This is a genomic window from Desulfovibrio sp. (genome assembly GCF_018379785.1).
In the GTDB taxonomy this organism is placed as follows: domain Bacteria; phylum Desulfobacterota; class Desulfovibrionia; order Desulfovibrionales; family Desulfovibrionaceae; genus Desulfovibrio.
On record NZ_JAGZUV010000057.1, the window covers coordinates 1 to 16,112 of the forward strand.

At 64.7% G+C, this 16,112-nt stretch carries 15 protein-coding genes; 3 read left to right on the forward strand and 12 right to left on the reverse strand.

Features of this window, described 5'->3' with window-relative positions; genetic code table 11:
* From KH208_RS11595 to KH208_RS11650, 12 genes are all read right to left on the reverse strand, one after another.
* Nucleotides 1–402: dihydrodipicolinate synthase family protein (locus tag KH208_RS11595; RefSeq protein WP_291436446.1), on the reverse strand; the 402-nt coding region annotated here is incomplete at its 3' end.
* 182 nt (nucleotides 403–584) lie between these two features.
* A complete protein-coding gene (locus tag KH208_RS11600; RefSeq protein ID WP_008685493.1) occupies nucleotides 585–860 on the reverse strand; it encodes an HU family DNA-binding protein in 276 nt (91 codons plus the stop codon).
* A 252-nt stretch (nucleotides 861–1,112) separates the two neighbouring features.
* Nucleotides 1,113–1,922, reverse strand: a complete 810-nt coding sequence (locus tag KH208_RS11605; protein WP_291436448.1) for a MinD/ParA family protein — start codon at nucleotides 1,920–1,922, stop codon at nucleotides 1,113–1,115.
* Between the two features lie 2 nt (nucleotides 1,923–1,924).
* Nucleotides 1,925–2,767 carry a GGDEF domain-containing protein gene (locus KH208_RS11610; protein WP_291436450.1) on the reverse strand — a complete coding sequence of 281 codons (843 nt, stop codon included), beginning with the start codon at nucleotides 2,765–2,767 and terminating at the stop codon, nucleotides 1,925–1,927.
* Nucleotides 2,751–3,864 (reverse strand): peptide chain release factor 2 gene (prfB, locus tag KH208_RS11615; protein WP_291436452.1). Its coding sequence is split into 2 segments (ribosomal slippage): nucleotides 2,751–3,788 and nucleotides 3,790–3,864, totalling 1,113 coding nucleotides; the frame shifts between segments, so codons are not numbered across the junction. The genes KH208_RS11610 and prfB overlap by 17 nt, the downstream gene beginning before the upstream one ends.
* Nucleotides 3,865–4,029: 165 nt before the next feature.
* Nucleotides 4,030–5,646 carry an apolipoprotein N-acyltransferase gene (gene lnt, locus KH208_RS11620; protein ID WP_291436454.1) on the reverse strand — a complete coding sequence of 539 codons (1,617 nt, stop codon included), beginning with the start codon at nucleotides 5,644–5,646 and terminating at the stop codon, nucleotides 4,030–4,032.
* Entirely contained in the window at nucleotides 5,643–6,509 is an 867-nt protein-coding gene (locus tag KH208_RS11625; protein WP_291436456.1) for a hemolysin family protein, read from the reverse strand. Before KH208_RS11625 ends, lnt begins: the two co-directional genes overlap by 4 nt.
* Before the next feature lie 332 nt (nucleotides 6,510–6,841).
* On the reverse strand, nucleotides 6,842–7,777 hold the full coding sequence (locus KH208_RS11630) for a hypothetical protein (RefSeq protein WP_291436458.1): 936 nt from the start codon (nucleotides 7,775–7,777) through the stop codon (nucleotides 6,842–6,844).
* A 69-nt stretch (nucleotides 7,778–7,846) separates the two neighbouring features.
* Complete coding sequence (mnmG, locus tag KH208_RS11635) at nucleotides 7,847–9,787, reverse strand: tRNA uridine-5-carboxymethylaminomethyl(34) synthesis enzyme MnmG (protein WP_291436459.1); 1,941 nt, start codon at nucleotides 9,785–9,787, stop codon at nucleotides 7,847–7,849.
* On the reverse strand, nucleotides 9,780–11,024 hold the full coding sequence (locus KH208_RS11640) for a M20 family metallo-hydrolase (protein WP_291436460.1): 1,245 nt from the start codon (nucleotides 11,022–11,024) through the stop codon (nucleotides 9,780–9,782). Before KH208_RS11640 ends, mnmG begins: the two co-directional genes overlap by 8 nt.
* Nucleotides 11,025–11,233: 209 nt before the next feature.
* On the reverse strand, nucleotides 11,234–11,497 hold the full coding sequence (locus KH208_RS11645) for a PxxKW family cysteine-rich protein (protein WP_291436461.1): 264 nt from the start codon (nucleotides 11,495–11,497) through the stop codon (nucleotides 11,234–11,236).
* Nucleotides 11,498–11,689: 192 nt separating this feature from the next.
* Entirely contained in the window at nucleotides 11,690–13,045 is a 1,356-nt protein-coding gene (locus KH208_RS11650; protein ID WP_291436463.1) for an amidohydrolase, read from the reverse strand.
* A gap of 65 nt (nucleotides 13,046–13,110) precedes the next feature.
* Here KH208_RS11650 and KH208_RS11655 point away from each other — a divergent pair, with 65 nt between their 5' ends.
* The 3 genes from KH208_RS11655 (at nucleotide 13,111) to secD (ending at nucleotide 16,097) form a co-directional block, all read left to right on the forward strand.
* A complete protein-coding gene (locus KH208_RS11655; protein ID WP_291436465.1) occupies nucleotides 13,111–13,899 on the forward strand; it encodes an alpha/beta fold hydrolase in 789 nt (262 codons plus the stop codon).
* A gap of 76 nt (nucleotides 13,900–13,975) precedes the next feature.
* Complete coding sequence (gene yajC, locus KH208_RS11660; protein WP_291436467.1) at nucleotides 13,976–14,332, forward strand: preprotein translocase subunit YajC; 357 nt, start codon at nucleotides 13,976–13,978, stop codon at nucleotides 14,330–14,332.
* Between the two features lie 184 nt (nucleotides 14,333–14,516).
* Nucleotides 14,517–16,097 carry a protein translocase subunit SecD gene (gene secD, locus KH208_RS11665; protein WP_291436469.1) on the forward strand — a complete coding sequence of 527 codons (1,581 nt, stop codon included), beginning with the start codon at nucleotides 14,517–14,519 and terminating at the stop codon, nucleotides 16,095–16,097.
* The last annotated feature ends 15 nt before the right edge of the window (nucleotides 16,098–16,112 follow it).

Sequence of the window (16,112 nt, forward strand, 5' to 3'; positions counted from 1 at the left end):
GTTGTAGAGCACCAGGGGCAGGTCCACGGTCTCGGCAATGGCCTTGAAGTGCAGGTACAGGCCTTCCTGGGTGGGCTTGTTGTAATAGGGGGTGATCAGCAAGGCGCCGTCGGCCCCGGCCTTTTTGGCAAAGCGGGCCAGGCGGACGGCTTCGCTGGTATTGTTGGAACCGGCCCCGGCCAGCACCGGCACCCGTCCTTTGGCCTGATCGATGCAGATTTCAATGACCCGCTCGTGCTCCTCGTGGGACAGCGTGGCGGATTCGCCGGTGGTGCCGCAGGGCACCAGGCCGTGGATGCCTTCGGTGATCTGGCGTTCGATAAAGGCCCGGTAAGCCTCTTCATCCACGGCATTATTCTTGAACGGGGTGACAAGCGCTGTCATCGCACCGGAAAAAAGCATGTCCGACTCCTTATGTCTGCGCCCGCGGCGTCGTGGGGAAATACTCCGGAACTGTGCATACGGGCGGCGGAAGGCGTGATCCGGATCATACCGGCGTTACGCGGCGTTGAAAACGCGTACCGTTCCGCTTACGGCTGACAACCGCGGAACTGCCCTGTCCGGCACAGCCTCGGGCGTGGCTGCTACTGATTGATGAATTCCTTGAGTTCCTTGCCGGCGCGGAAGAAAGGCAGTCGTTTAGGAATCACCGAGACGCTTTCCCCGGTTTTGGGGTTGCGCCCGGCGTAGCCACCGTATTCCTTGATTTTGAAGCTGCCGAACCCGCGGATTTCTATTCGTTCCCCGGCGATCAGCGATTTTTTCATGGCGTCGATGAATGTGTTCACAACCAGTGACGCATCATCAAAGGGGATATTGGTCTCTTCGGCCAAAGCCTTGATCAGTTCGCTTTTATTCATCACGCCTCCGTTGACACGTTATACTATTATCCCGTGGGGGAAGGGCGACAACGCGGGAACTCAGCCAGCTTCATTATACCTATACCTTTTATGCAGTAAGGTAAACCGCTTACTTAGAGCAATTCACGTCTCGAGCGGGTGAATTGCCCTGGTGGCCGCGTGAGCGGACGCCAGAGCCCAACTATGAGGAAAAACAGTATGTTCCCCGCAGCGCGCGGGCGGCGGGGAGTTTGAAATGTGTATCTTTCAAATTCAAAATACTGCGGGCGGCGCCTGCAGGACGCCGCGCGGGGCCAGCCAGTCGGCCATGCTCAGGCGCACGCGTTGCAGGCGGCCCGCCAGAGCCTGGATATCCTGGGCCGCCGGGCTGCCGGGCGCGTAGCGCAGCAGGGCCTGTTGACGGCAGACGGCCTCAGGCAGCTTTTTGTCCATACGCACGTGCCCCAGCAGCACGGGTTCCAGATGCAGGAAATGGCGGCAGGCCCCGTTCAGCTTTTCAAAGGCGGCCTGGGCTTCCTTGGCCGATTCGGCCTGATTGACCAGCACCATGAAGTCGCGCATGCCGAAGCGGTTGTTGAGCACCTTGATCAGAGCGTAGCTGTCCGTAAGAGAGGTGGGCTCGGGCGTGATGATGACGATGCGCACGGCGGCCATGGCCGCGAAGGTCTGCACCGTTTCGGAAATGCCCGCGCCCAGATCCATGAAGATGTAATCGTATTTGCCGAGCACCGGCTCCAGGCGCTCCAGCAACATGTCGCGCAGATCCGGGCGCATGTCGTTGAGCTCGGGCACGCCGGAGGCAGCGGGCAGCACGTCGAAGCCCTTGGGTTCCAGGGGATAGAGCACGTCGCTCAACCGCGCGTCGCCCAGCAGCGCGTCCTGGAGATTGCCTTCCGGGGTGATGCCCAGCAGCACGTCCAGATTGGCAAGGCCCATGTCGCAGTCCATGAGCAGGTTCTTGAAACCCGCCTGGTAGAGCGCGCAGGCCAGATTAAGGGACAGGTTGGTTTTGCCGACCCCGCCTTTGCCGCTGAGCACGGCAACGCTCAAGGTGCTGTTCATACTTATTCTCCGCCGAAAAAGAGAAAGCGTTTTTCACTGGAATGGACCAGGGTGGTCCGTTCGCCCAGAGGAGTGGGCGTCTCCTGGTGGATATGGCCGTGTTCCTGCTCCAGGGCCGCGTTCAGGGCCGCCTCGGCCTTGCCGAGCAGGTCGGGGGCGCGGCATTCCGCGCCCTGGCTGACGCAGACGATGCCCAGGGCGCAACTGGCCCCGGTTCCGGCCGAGATGCCGCCCGTGGGGAAGAGCGGCCTGGCCTGCTCCTCAAAGGCATGTTGCAGGCGTTCGGCCAGCCGCCGGGCCTTGAGCTGACCCATGCCCGGCAAAAGGAGGGCATAGCGCCCGGAGGCCATGTCGCCCAGGCTGTCGCAGGCGTCCAGATTGTCGCGCAGGATTTCGGCCAGCAGCCGCTCCAGGCGTTTCACCGTGCCGTCGCCCAAGGCCACGCACAACCTCCGCCGTTCGGACAGGGTCGTGCAGATCAGGCTCAGACCGCCGCCGTTGCGCGCCAGGCGCAGCAGTTCGCGGCTCAGCTGGGCCGCGAACAGTTCGGCGCTCAGCGCGCCGATCAGGGCATCCGGCGGCATGTCCGGCGGCAGCGGCGGCTGGACGTCGGAGCGCAGATCCGCGACCCGCCCCTCCGGGGCCGCGCCGGGCACGGGCAGGGCGCACCACTGGCTCAAAGGAAAGGCGCGGCAGAATTCCTGCCAGCGCTGTCGGGAAAGGCCGCGCACCAGCCGGACCACCAGCATTGCCTCGCGGGTCCGGGCCACGGCGTCGCCGCAGCCTTCTTCCCGCAGGGCGCGCAGCTCGCGGGCCAGGGCGTCAAATTCAGCGTTGTTGCTCATGGCGATACAAAAGGTAATCGTGTTGGAACTGGTCGATCTGACCGTCCAGAACCGCGTCCACGTCGCCGGATTCCGAGCCCGTGCGGTGGTCTTTGACCAGGCGGTAGGGCTGGAGAGTGTAGGTGCGGATCTGGCTGCCGAAAGCAATGGCGTCCTTGCCCGCGTATTCCGCCTGGCGCTCGGCCTCGCGTTTCTGCAATTCCAGGTTGTAGAGGCGGGCCCGCAGGACGCGCAGGGCTGTCTCCTTGTTGTGGTGCTGCGATTTTTCGTTCTGGCACTGGGCGGAAATGCCCGTGGGCAGATGGGTGACGCGCACGGCGGAACTGGTCGTGTTCACGCTCTGGCCGCCCGGCCCGCTGGAACGGAAGATGTCGAAACGCAGGTCCGATTCCCTGATATCCAGTTGAATGTCGTTGCCCGCGTCCGGGATCACGTCCACCGAGGCGAAGGAGGTGTGGCGGCGGCCCGAGGCGTCAAAGGGCGAGATGCGGATCAGACGGTGGATGCCGCGTTCACTCTTGAGAAAGCCGAAGGCGTGCGGCCCGGAGATGCGCAGGGTCACGCTTTTGATGCCCGCCTCGTCGCCGGGCAGAAAGTCCATTTCCTCCACCGCGTATTTGCGGCGCGCGGCCCAGCGGGTGTACAGGCGCAGCAGCATTTCGGCCCAGTCCTGGGATTCCGTGCCGCCCGCGCCGGGGTGGATTTCCAGAATGGCGTCCTGGCTGTCTTCCTCCGCCGAGAGCAGCATGACCAGTTCGGTCTCGTCCAGCAGCGCGGCCAGTTCCTTCTGTTGCTGCTCCAGGGATTCCAGGGCTTCCTGATCCTCGCTTTCCGAGGCCAGAACCAGCCATTCTTCCATGTCGTCCCGGCAGGTTTTAAGGCGGTTCAGGCGGCCCACCTCGTCTTCCAGACGGCTTTTTTCCTGTAAAATAGGGGTAAGAGCCTCGGGTTTGTCCCAGGCGCCGGGACGGGAGAGTTCCGTTTCGATGTCGCGCAGGCGTTGTTCGCTGGACGCGACGTCAAAGACGCCCCCAAAGGTTGTCAAAACGCTGGGACAGGGGCTGACAGGCGGCGCGCAAATCACTGAGATGCAGCATGGTCGATTCTGTGGGGTTGAGGGTGAAGATTCCGTTTTATCCGGTGTCGTGTGACGCTTACGCGTTCACGGCACCGGGATTATCGGCGTTGTCAGCGGCTCCGGACAGCGGGAGCGGGCTGAGGAACGGCCGTGGGGACGGCATGAACCCCGCGAAGCGGGGGCATCAGTCTGAAGCTCCGGCACCGCGTGGCCTGCGGACCAGCAGGGCCAGACAGAACAGGGCCGCTGTGGGAAGCAGCCAGGGCGCGAGACGGTGGTAGAGGCTGGGCGTTGTGCTCAGCCCGGCCCGGGCCCAAAGGCTTTCGGCCCGGAACTGGCCGCCGCGCGCGGTCAGACGTCCGCGCGGGTCCACCACCACGGAAATGCCGGTATTGGTGCCGCGCAGAATCCAACGGTTCTGTTCCAGAGCACGCAGCACGGTCAGATAGAGGTGCTGCCGGGCTGCCGGGGTGTTCTCGAACCAGCCGTCGTTGCTGATGTCCACCAGGATATTGGCCCCGTCCGCCACACGGGCCTGGGCAAGCCAAGGGAATATGCCTTCATAGCAGATGAGCATGCCCAGAGCAAGATTTTCGTAGCGCAGGGGCGCTACGGCCGTGCCTGTCTCATAGATGCCCACCCCCTGGAGCAGGGCTTCGAGAAAGCCCCAGTTCAGCCACTTCGGCAGATACTCGCCGAAGGGCACCAGATGTTCCTTGTCATAATGCCCGATGGTTGCGCCGTCCGGGCCCAGCAGGAAAGCCCGGTTAAAAATGGCGGGTTCCGTTTGGCCCGGCCGTCGCTCCACGCCGGGCGCGCCGAAGAGCAGAGGGCTGTGGGCCTCCAGGGCCATGTCGCGTACCAGGGCGGCCAGGGCGGGTTTGGTTTCGAAAAAGAAGGGCAAAGCGGTTTCCGGCCAGATGATGAGCGGCTTTGCATCCCGGTCCGCGGCGGGCCGCGCGGCCAGGCCCGCGCGGGTCAGTGCCAGATAAAGGTCCACGGTCTGCCTCTGAAAGGCGGGCAGCCATTTCCGGTTCTGGTCCACATTGCCTTCCACAAAAAGCACGGCCATGCTTTCCGGCCCGGAGGGTTCGGCCCGGAACGGATGAGCGTCCAGCCGCCAGGCCCCGTAAGCGAGCAGCACCGCGGCCAGAGCCAGACCCGTCGCCAGGAGGCGCGGGCGAAAGGCGCGCCGAGCGGCTGCTTGCGGGACCAGGGGCAGGCTGAACAGGCAGAAAAGGGCTGTCAGCAGCCAGAGCCCGCCCAGGCCATACGCGCCCACGAGATCCGCGGCCTGGACCAGCACGGGCCAGACGGCCAGGGCCCCGGCCAGGGGCAGCCAGGGAAAGCCCAGCGCCAGAGCGTAGACGGCTTCCAGCAGATACCAGAGCAGGGCCAGCAGCAGGGCCAGCAGCACCGGCGGCCGGGCGCGCAGAGCCTGCGCGGCCAGCGTGAACAGGCCGCCCGCGCTGGCAAGGCAGGCCGCGATGAACAGGGCGCAAGGCACGGCCAAAGGCCAGGGCAGGCCGCCCACATTGTGCACGGGCAGGGCCAGCCAGTAAAGGGCCGCCGTGCCGCCCGCCAGGCTGACCAGCCAGCCCCGGCGCAGCGCGGCCATACGGCCGGGCGCGCGCAGGCCCAGCAGGGCCAGGGCCACGGGCCAGAGCAGAACCAGGGGCGGCAGGTTCAAGAAATCATTGGGAAAACCCAGCCAGAGCGCCAGAGCGCCCGTCAGGCCCAGGAGCAGGTCCGGATGCGGTCTTCGGAACGGCGGCAGTCCGCCCGCGCGCGCCGTGTTCATGCTCCGGCACTGTCCCCGGCTTCGTCCAAAGCCTGCGCCGCTCTGTCGGCGGGTTCCATGCGCAGGCGGCGGATCAGCTTTTTGTCGGCGTCCAGCACTGTAAAAGTCCAGCCGTGCAGGGTGAAGACCTCGCCGGGGCCGGGCACATGACCGGCCTCCATGCTTAGATAGCCGCCGATGGTGTCCACCTCTTCGGAAACCAGGTCAACGCCCAGTTCCTCCAGATCCTCCAGCAGGGCGCGGCCCGTGAGCTCATAGACATTGTCGCCCAGGGGACGGATGTCCTCCTGGCGGGGGGTGTCGTGCTCGTCCTCGATGTCGCCCACGATTTCTTCCAACACGTCCTCAATGGTGATCAGGCCGGAGGTGCCCCCGTATTCGTCCAGGGCGATGGCGATATGCTGCTTGCGGGCGCGGAATTCCTGCAGAAGCGCGCGGATGGGCTTGGTTTCCGGCACGAAAAAGGGCTCGCGCATGACCTGGGCCACCGGGGGATGCTTTCCGGCCGGTTCAATGAGGCAGCGCAGCAAATCCTTGGCATGCAAAATGCCCACCATATTGTCGCGGGTGTCTTTGTACACGGGGATGCGGGAGTGCCCGGAATCCACGATGACGCGGGCCACCTCGGGCAGGGGCATGTCGTCGGGCACGCAGTCGATATCGGTGCGGGGGATCATGGTGTCCTGCACCTGAAGATCGTTGAAGCGCAGGATGCCGAGCAGCATGGACTCCTCGTCCGGTTCGACCTCGCCGTCGGCTCTGGCTTCAAGAATGGCTTTTTCCAGGGATTCTTCGTCGTCGTGCCCGAAAAATCTGCTCAGGCGCGACCAGATGGTACTATGACCGTCGGAGCCTCCGTCCAAAATAACCTCCTTGTTTGGGCGCGGATCTGCGGAGTTCGGTTCCGGGGCCGCGCCTCCTGCCGCGAAGCGGCGTAACCACAGCAAAAACCGCGCTTTTTGCTATGCGAGCTTCACGCCGAACCTACAGGTGAGGCGTGACATCGTGAACAAGCTGAAAGCTGCTAAAACGAAGTTTTAGAGCGTGTTGATATTGAAAATACCTCAACGCTCTGTGCGGATTTTCCGTGAAAATCCGCACCGCGAAATTATCGCAAGGCGAATTTACTTCGCCGTTAAGCGATACTTTCAGGCGCAACATGCTCTAACTGCTACATGGTACTGGAAAACAGACCCTAGAGCAGTTTACGCTGTTCCATGTCCATGCGCATGACCCACTGGGTGATCGGCCCCACGCCCCGGGATGTGGAGCTGTGAAACCAGTGGATCTCGGACTTGCCCTGTTCCAGCACGGCCCAGTTGGTGAACTCCACCCCCAGGATCAGGGCGGGCGAGGGGGCTTCGGTCGTGCGGGTGTTGATCACTTCGCAAGTGCACCAGAAAGTAATAAGCTTCTCGCCCTTTTTGTCCATGGCATAAATGACGAGACAGAGTAGCTGTGAACCTTTGTCCAGGTCAACAGGCCGGGTTTCCGAGTCTTCCATCTGAAAACGCAGGGCCATGCCCGTGGCGGAGATGTTTTCCACCTGCACGGGCTCTTTGTTCATGCCCAGCTTGTAGTGGATGACCGGACGGCCGATTTCCGCCGTGGTGCGGGGAATGGGCTTGCCCGGATCAATGGCCCAGACGCCGATGACCCGCACCGCGTCCTTCTGCGGTTTGATGCGGATGAAATTGCGTTTTTGCCCCACTTCCAGATCCCGGGGCGCGGTGAGAAAAACACGGGATTTTTCACGCGAGGCTTCCACCCTTTGGATGGCGGCCCGGAATTTATAGAAAACAGGGCCTTCCGGCAGGCTGACGCGAAAATAGACGTCCACCTGGCTGTCCGTCCATTCCTTGGAGACGTAAGCCAGCACTTCCACGTCCAGGGTTTCGGGGGTCAGCTTGACCAGGGTGGCGGACAGGCCGTTTTTTCCGGCTTCGCTGTCCAGCATTTTCAGATCGAAAATTTCGTTCTGTTCCTGAGCGGTTTCAAGCATCCGGCGAACCACGTTTCTGCGGCGCTCCTCCTGCCTGATCTTTTGCAATCTGGTGCGCAGGCAGACAAGAAGGATGCAGAGCGCCACAAAGAGGGCGCCGAAAATCAGGATGTATTCTTCTGTGCTCATGAGGGGGCCACCGGAGTAGAATCCAGGAACACGTTGCGCGTGAGCCCTGCGCTCGGCTCGCGGTCGGAATTACGAAAAAACGTCGCCACTGCGCTCTTGACGCCGGACAGGACGCAAGAGACCCAGTTTGTGCAGATGTATTTCCAGGCAGGCCACGGCCGCCGGGGTCACCCCGGAAATACGGCCCGCCTGCCCCAGGTTCAGGGGGCGCACGCGGCTGAGTTTTTCTTCCACTTCACGGGACAGTCCGGCCACTCTGGCATAATCCAAATCCGAGGGCAAGGCCGTGGTCTCCAATCGGGCTGCACGCGCGATCAGCGCGCGCTGGCGTTCCAGGTAGCCGGCGTATTTGATGTCCGTCTGCACGCCGCCGTACACGGCCCGCCCGCAGCGCTCCAACTCGGCGGCCAGCTCCGCGCCCAGCCCGGCCAGCGGGCCCGGCGAGGCCGCAAGCACGGTTGCCAGCCGCTCCAGGTCCATGTCCGGGCGGCGCAGCACGTCTTCCAGGCTGCGGCCCGACGGCAGGGCGGCGTCGCTGCTCTCATCCTGCTTATCGGCGGGAATGCGCACATTCTCAAGGTGTTTTTTGAGTCGTTCCGCATTTTCCCGTTTTTTACAGAAGGCGCGCCAGTGGGCGTCGTCCACCAGGCCCAGGCCGCGTCCCAGCGGAGTCAAACGGGCGTCGGCATTGTCCTCGCGCAGCAGCAGGCGGTGCTCGGCACGGGAAGTGAACATGCGGTAGGGTTCCTGGGTGCCCAGAGTCACCAGATCGTCCACCAGCACGGCCATGTAGGCCGCGTCCCGGCCCGGCGCGAAGGGCGGCAGTTCCTTTTCGGCGCAGGCGATGTTCAGGGCGGCCCAGAGGCCCTGGGCCGCGGCTTCTTCATAGCCGGAGGTGCCGTTGATCTGCCCGGCCAGCCAGAGCCCCGGCACGCTCTTGCTTTCCAGCGTGGGGCGCAGTTGCACGGGGTTCACGTAATCGTATTCGATGGCGTAGCCCGGCCGGGCCATGACCGCGCCCTCCAGGCCGGGGATGCTGCGCAGCATGGCCATCTGCACGTCCAGGGGCAGGCTGGTGGAAATGCCGTTGGCATAGACCTCCGCGCTGTCCAGGCCTTCGGGCTCCAGAAAAATCTGATGCCGTTCCCGCTGGGGAAAACGGGCCACCTTGTCCTCGATGGACGGGCAGTAACGCGCGCCCACGCCCTGGATCACGCCGGTGAACAGGGGCGAGCGGTCGAAGCCGCCGCGGATGATCTCGTGGGTCCGGCCGTTGGTCCAGGTGATATGGCAGGAAACCTGGGGCAGGACCGGGCCGGGACCGTGAAAGCTGAATGCCGGAGGCGGCGTGTCGCCGCGCTGTTCCTCCAGGCGGGAAAAGTCGATGGAAGAGCGCAACAGACGCGGGGTGGTGCCGGTTTTCAGGCGGCCCAGCTCCAGACCCAGGGCGCGCAGGCTTTCGGAAAGGCCCAGGGCCGGGGCGTCGCCCAGGCGGCCGCCCGGCAGGTTGGTCAGGCCGATGTGGATGCGCCCGTCCAGAAAGGTGCCGGTGGTCAGCAGCACGTGCCGGGCCGTGAATTCCAGGCCCTGAGCCGTGCGCACGCCCGTGACGCGGCCCGCGTCCGTGACGATGTCTGTGACTGTGTCCTGCCAGAGGCGCAGGCCGGGCGTGGCGTAGAGCGTCTTCTTCAGAACGCGCTGATAGGCGTCGCGGTCCATCTGGGCGCGCGTGGCGCGCACGGCCGGGCCCTTGCTCATGTTCAGGGTGCGGAACTGGATGCCCGCCGCGTCGGCCCAGAGCCCCATCATGCCGCCCAAGGCGTCGATCTCGCGCACCATGTGGCCCTTGGCCAGGCCGCCGATGGCCGGATTGCAGGAAAGATAGCCCAGGCGGTCCAGGTTGCCGCTGATCAGCAACACGTTGAAACCCAGCCGGGCCAGAGCCACGGCGGCTTCGGAGCCTGCGTGGCCGCCGCCTGCGATGATGCAGTCAAAACCGGCGTCAGGCATGGGCATCCCGCCGCATGAGAATATGGGCGAATACCTGGGCGTCCTTGCAGGCCGCGCCGATGGAGGCGCGCTCATCCGGCTGGTGGCAGGTATTCTGGATGCAGGCCCAGACGGCGGCGGGCAGGCCTTTGCGGCGCAGCAGCGCGGCCACCGTGGCCCCGCCGATGCCCACGGGCCGGGGATGCACGCCGTAAATCCGCTCCACGGCCTGTTCCAGGGCCAGGACCACCGGACTGTCCGCCGGGGCGGCCGAGGCCGGCTGGGCGTGCTCCACATCCACGCTGATCTCCACCTCGTGTCTTTCGGCCCCCCGGGCCGCGATTTCGCGCGCCTTGGCCAGCACGGCCTCCTGGGAAACCTCCGGCAAAAGGCGGCAATCCACGTAAAAGACGTCGCTGCCGGGCAGGATGTTCACGCTGGGCACGTTGGCGTCATGCTTGCTGGGCACAAAGGTGGAACAGGGCGGCTTGAACAGCGGATTTTCCTGGGGGAATGCCTGGTACAGGCCCTGATGACAGGCCAGGACCATGTCCGCTCCGGCCAGAAAGGCGTTGCGGCCTTTGTGCGGGGTGGAGGCGTGGCACTGCGCGCCGGTGGTCCGCACCTTGAGCCAGAGCTGGCCTTTTTCCGCCACTTCAATGAGGTCGCCGCGCGGTGAGCCCGCGTCGGGCACGATGTAAAGATCGTCGGGCCGGAACAGTTCCGGGGCCTGCTCCAGGACGTGGGCTAGGCCGTAATCGCTGCCGGACTCCTCGTCGGCCATGAAGACCAGGCCCAGACCCAGGGCGGGCGTCACATTCTGTCGCCGCAGTTCTTCGGCCAGCAGCAGCATGCTGACAATGGCCTGCTGGTTGTCCTCCACGCCGCGCCCGTAGAGCCAGTTGCCCTCGCGCCGGACCTGCCAGGGATCGGAACTCCAGGCGGCGGGATCGCCCGGCGGCACCACGTCGGTATGGCCGAAGAGCCAGAGCGTGCGGTTTGCCGCGCCGGGCAGGCGGGCTATCAGATTGGGACGCAGGCCGTCCGGCACGCGGCTGTCCGGCGCGTCCACCCGGCGCAGATCGCGCACGCCGCAGGCCGTGAGCCAGTCCGTGATCCGGCGCACCTTGTCCAGTTCGCCCCGGCCGCCGTTGTCCGGCCCCAGAGCCTTGCAGGCCGTGAGCGCGCTCTGCAGCTCCACAACGCGCTCGCCCCGTTCCGCCAGACCGGCCAGCAGTTTGTCCAGATCCTGATGCATCTCGGTTTCCGCCCTATCTTGAAAACCAGAAAAGAGGCCGCTTGTGCGGCCTCTTCAAAAAATTTCAGCCCGACAGGGCGATATTTGAGATTTTTTTGTCGCTGGCAAGGAAACCGAACTTTGTTCGACAGGAGTGTACCCTTTCGGTACATGACTGGAGAACAAAGCGAAGGTTGACGCCGCCAGCGGCAAAAAAAGCCAAATATCGCCTAGCGGCCCTTGGCGGCGCGCTTCGACGCCTTCAACGGGTTCACCTTCGCCGCAGCGGCCGTCTGGGCCTTGACGTGGGTGGCGAAATTACAGCGGCCGCCGGCCCATTTGCTGGCCGGGTTGGGATAGCTGGAGCAGAACTGCTCGCCGTCGAATTCGCGCACGCGATCACAGCCGGAGCACTGCTCCACCACGGGGGAAAGGACAAAACCCTTGACCACCACGCCTTCAGCGGTCTTGGTGGCATTTTCCAGAGGACTCATAGCAAAACCTCCATGCGCCGGAGCGCCCCAATTTCGTAATGTCCCACCGGCAGCATGCAGAGGGCTGCCGTCCGGGATAGAGAAGTATAGGCTAAAGCGGGCCGCTGTCAAGAGGGGAGGCCGGGGCTTTTATGCGGGTGTCGTTGGCGGCAACAGCGGTGCCGGTGAATTTCTATCCTTTATATCCTAATGTCATGCAAGCCCGGCGGCGCGCAGCACAAAGGCGCGCAGGCCGCGCATTTCCCGGCAAAGGGCGTCATAGTCGAAACGGCTGAAGCGCCCGTCCTGATAAAGAATCTCGCCTCCCACCATGGTCAGGCGGGTTTCCAGACCCGTGGCCGCGTAAACTGTCTGCGAGACCACGTTGTACAGGGGCTGGAGATTGGGCGAGGACATATCCAGGGCCACGCAGTCCGCGGCCTTGCCCGGCGCGAGCGATCCCAGGCGGGCGTCGTGCAGGGCCGCTGCCCCGCCCAGAGTGGCCATGTCCAGCACCCGCGTCGCGGGCAGCAGAGTGGGATCATGCCCGGCCAGCTTGTGAAGCAGGGCGGCTCGTCCCATTTCCGTAAACATGTTCAGCTGATTGTTGCTGGCCGGGCCGTCGGTGCCCAGGCCCACGGCCAGGCCCCGCTCGAGCATGGCCGGTACCGGGGCCGCGCCCGAGGCCAGCTTCATGTTGGAGGAGGGATTGTGCGCCACCACGGCCTTGTATTCGGCCAGGACGTCCAGTTCTTCTTCTGTGGCGTCCACCACGTGGGCCAGGGTACAGGGCAGATGCAGCAGGCCCAGATCGCGGCAGAGGGCCACGGGCCGTTTGCCGTGATTCTTGAGGCAGAGTTTCGTTTCCTCGCGGGTTTCGGAGAGATGGATGTGCAGGGGCAGGCCCAGTTCGGCGGCCAGATCGCGGCAGGCCGTAAGGATGCCGGGCGTGGTCGTATAGACGCTGTGCGGATTGACGGCCACGTTCAGCCGCGCGTCGTCCGCGCAGTGTCGGGCCAGGGCGCGGGTGGCCTCCAGGGCGGCTTCCGGGCCGGGGCAGGCCGCCGAGGGAAAGGCGAAAACCGCCTCGCCGCCCACGCAGCGCAGACCGGCCGTGCGCGCTGCCTCGAACACGGCCTCCTCAAAAAGGTACATGTCCATGCAGGCCGTGGTGCCGGTGCGCAGCATTTCCGCATAGCCCAGCAGGCTGCCCAGGCGCACGATTTCCGGGGTGAGCTTGGCCTCCACCGGAAAGACGCGCTGTTGCAGCCAGCTCATGAGCGGCATGTCGTCGGCCAGGCCGCGCAGAAAGGTCATGGCCGCGTGGGTGTGGGCATTGACGAGGCCGGGCAGAACGAGCATCCTGCCCAGATCAAGCTCGCGCTCGGCCTGCCAGGCGGCGCTCAGCGCGTCACGCGGCCCCACGGCGGCCACCAGCCCGTCGGTGATGGCCAGGGAAGCGTTTTCAAGGATGCGGCGTTGCGGATCCTGGGTGACGATGATTCCGGCGTGGAGGAGCGTGTGGCAGTGCTGCATGAGAAGTCCCGAGTCTGAGGTCGTCGTGGCCATAGCTATGCGAAACACCTTAGGTAACGCCTGCGGGCCGGGGAGGCAAGCCCCTGAAAGGAGAGGCCGTGCGTTGTCTGTTGTTGCACGGGATCGGCGGCAGCCCGTTTGAAATGATGCCCCTGGCCGAGGCCCTGACGGCGGCGGGCTTTGAGGCCCATGCCCCGGCCCTGCCGGGCCACGGCGGTACGGAGGAGGCATATCTCGCCTCTTCCTTCGCCCAATGGCGCGACTTTGCCCATGCCGAGTATGCCCGCCTGAGCGGGGGCGGGCCCGTGCTGCTGGCGGGATATTCCCTGGGCGGCATTCTGGCCCTGGATGTGGCCCAGGCGGCGGCGCGCGGGGATCTGCCGCCTCCGGCGGGCCTTCTGGCGCTGGCCACGCCGCTGTTTTTTCACAAATATTTTCCTTTTTTCGCTGTGGACTGGCGTTTTTTCGCGCTGCCCCTCTGGGCCCGGTTGCAACCCGTGCTGCGCGTTCCGGAACGCGACCCGGCATCCCGCGCCGTGGCCCCCTGGCAAGGGCACGAACGTATCTGCTGCCTGCGCCATTTCGCCGAGGTGGAGCGCGCCCTGCCCGCCATCCGGCGCGGCCTGCCCCTGATCCGCGCGCCGCTCTGCATTGTGCAGCTGCGCGGCGATACAAGTTGCCGCCCGTACAATGCTTTTTATCTGGCGCGGCATTGTGGTTCACTGAGCACGCATATGCACCTTCTGCGCGTGCGCAGCCAGCACGGCGGGCATCTGCCCATGACCCATCAGGAAAGCCGCCAGCGGGCGGCCGAGCTGGCCGTGGCCTTCGCCCGGGAAGTCGCCGGGGCCACAAAGGCTTGCAAATTCGCGCCGCGGAGGCTATAACGATGCGCTGTTATTTCGCCAACCCGGCTCCGGCGTCCGCGCGGGGGCCTCATCCACACCTTAATGGAGGTGCGCTTTGTTTGAATCCGTAGCTTTTGCCATGGGCACGCCCCAGGCCGGAGGGGCCCCGGCCAGCGGTACGGACATGCTGATGCAGTTCCTGCCGCTGATCCTGATGTTCGTCATTTTCTGGTTCCTGCTGATCCGGCCCCAGCAGAAGCGGGCCAAGGCCCACAAGCAGATGCTGTCCGAGCTGAAGCGCGGCGACCATGTGCTGACTTCCAGCGGGCTTATCGGCCGCATCCTTGAGATCGACGACGAGCAGGTGCTGCTGGAATCCGGCGATGCCAAGCTGCGCATTTCCCGCGCGGCCATCGGCGGCCTGCTGCCCGCCAAGGGCGGCAAGGAAGCCAAGACTGAAGAAAAGAAATAAGTCAGCGCCGGGCGTTGTTACGTTCCGTGCGAGTAACTGTTCCGTTGGCCGCGCAAGCCGTGTTCTGTGGCGGCGCGGCCTCTTTGTCCGTCCGGCGGGAGAATGCGCCCGCCGCGCGGGGTGACGGGGCAGGTGTTCCGTCCGCGCCGCGCGCGGGCAAGTCCTTTGTTGTGGAAGGTGTACGATGGGTCTGCGCTGGCGCTTGTCCATTGCGATAGTGGTGTTTCTGGCATGCCTTGTTTACGCGCTGCCGAGCCTGCCCGGCCTCGGGCCGGCGTTGGAGCGCTTTTTGCCGTCCAGCAAGATCAATCTCGGTCTTGACCTGAAGGGCGGCATCCACCTGACGCTGGGCGTCGATGTGGCCAAGGCCGTAAGCAATTCCCTGGCCCTGGCCGGGCAGGACCTGCGCCGTCTGGCCCAGGATGAAAAGGTCGTGGTGCTGCGGCCCCGCGTGGTGGGCGGCACGGCCCTGGAATTTGTGCTGCCGCGCGCCGAAAATGAAGACAAGCTGAAGGAAATCCTCAGCCGTCACTTCCCGCAGCTGGATGTGGGCACGCCGCGCAAGGGCGAATCCGGTCAGTTGCGCTACGTGGCCCATTTTACGGCGGCGGAAGTGACGCGTCTGGAAAACATGGCTCTGGACCAGGCCCTGCGCACCATCCGTAACCGCATCGATCAGTTCGGCGTGGCCGAGCCGGACATCCGCAAGCAGGCCGGAAACCGCATTCAGGTGCAGTTGCCCGGCATTTCCGACCCGCGCCGCGCGGTGCAGATCATCGGCCAGACGGCCCATCTGGAATTTCACCTGGTGCGCGACGACGTGGACCCTGGCAAGGCCGTGCTGCCCACGGGCGTTGTTTCCCTGCCCCTGCTGGAAAACACGCCGGGCGGCCAGAAAAAGGAAGGCCAGATCGCCGTGGAAAAGGACGCCATGCTCACCGGCGAGGATGTGGCCGACGCCCGGCCCGCCTTTGACCAGATGAACAAGGCGTATGTGACGCTGAATTTCAATGCGCGCGGCGCGCGCATCTTCGAGCGGGCCACCTCTGAAAACGTGGGGCGCCGCATGGCCATCGTGCTGGACGGCAAAGTTTATTCCGCGCCGGTCATCCGCGAGCGCATCGGCGGCGGCCGGGCCAGCATTTCCGGCAACTTCATTACCGCCGAGGCCCAGGACCTGGCTATTGTGCTGCGCGCCGGTTCGTTGCCCGCGCCGGTTTCCGTGCTGGAAGAACGCAGCGTGGGCCCCTCCCTGGGGCAGGAGTCCATCGACAGCGGCGTGCGCGCGGCCCTGGTGGGCGCGGCCGCCGTGGTCCTGTTCATGGCTGTCTACTATGGCCTCAGCGGGCTCATTGCCGACGGCATGCTCTGTTTCACCATGCTGATGGTCATGGCGGGCATGGCGGCTTTCGGGGCCACCCTGACCCTGCCGGGCATCGCGGGCATCGTGCTGACCATCGGCATGGCCGTGGACGCCAACGTGCTGATCTACGAGCGAATACGCGAGGAACTGCGCCTGGGGCTGTCGCCGCTGGCGGCTGTCAAGGCGGGTTTTGACCGTGCCGCCATTTCCATCACGGACTCCAACCTGACCACCATCATTGCCACGGTGATTCTGTATCAGTTCGGCACCGGCCCCATCCGGGGTTTCGCGGTGACGCTTTCCCTGGGTATCATCGCTTCCATGTTTACGGCCATCTTTGTGTCGCGGGCCATTTTCGAGGAATGGGCGCGTCACTGCGGCCCCAAGGGCATCAGCATTTAGAGCGGATTCCCTTTG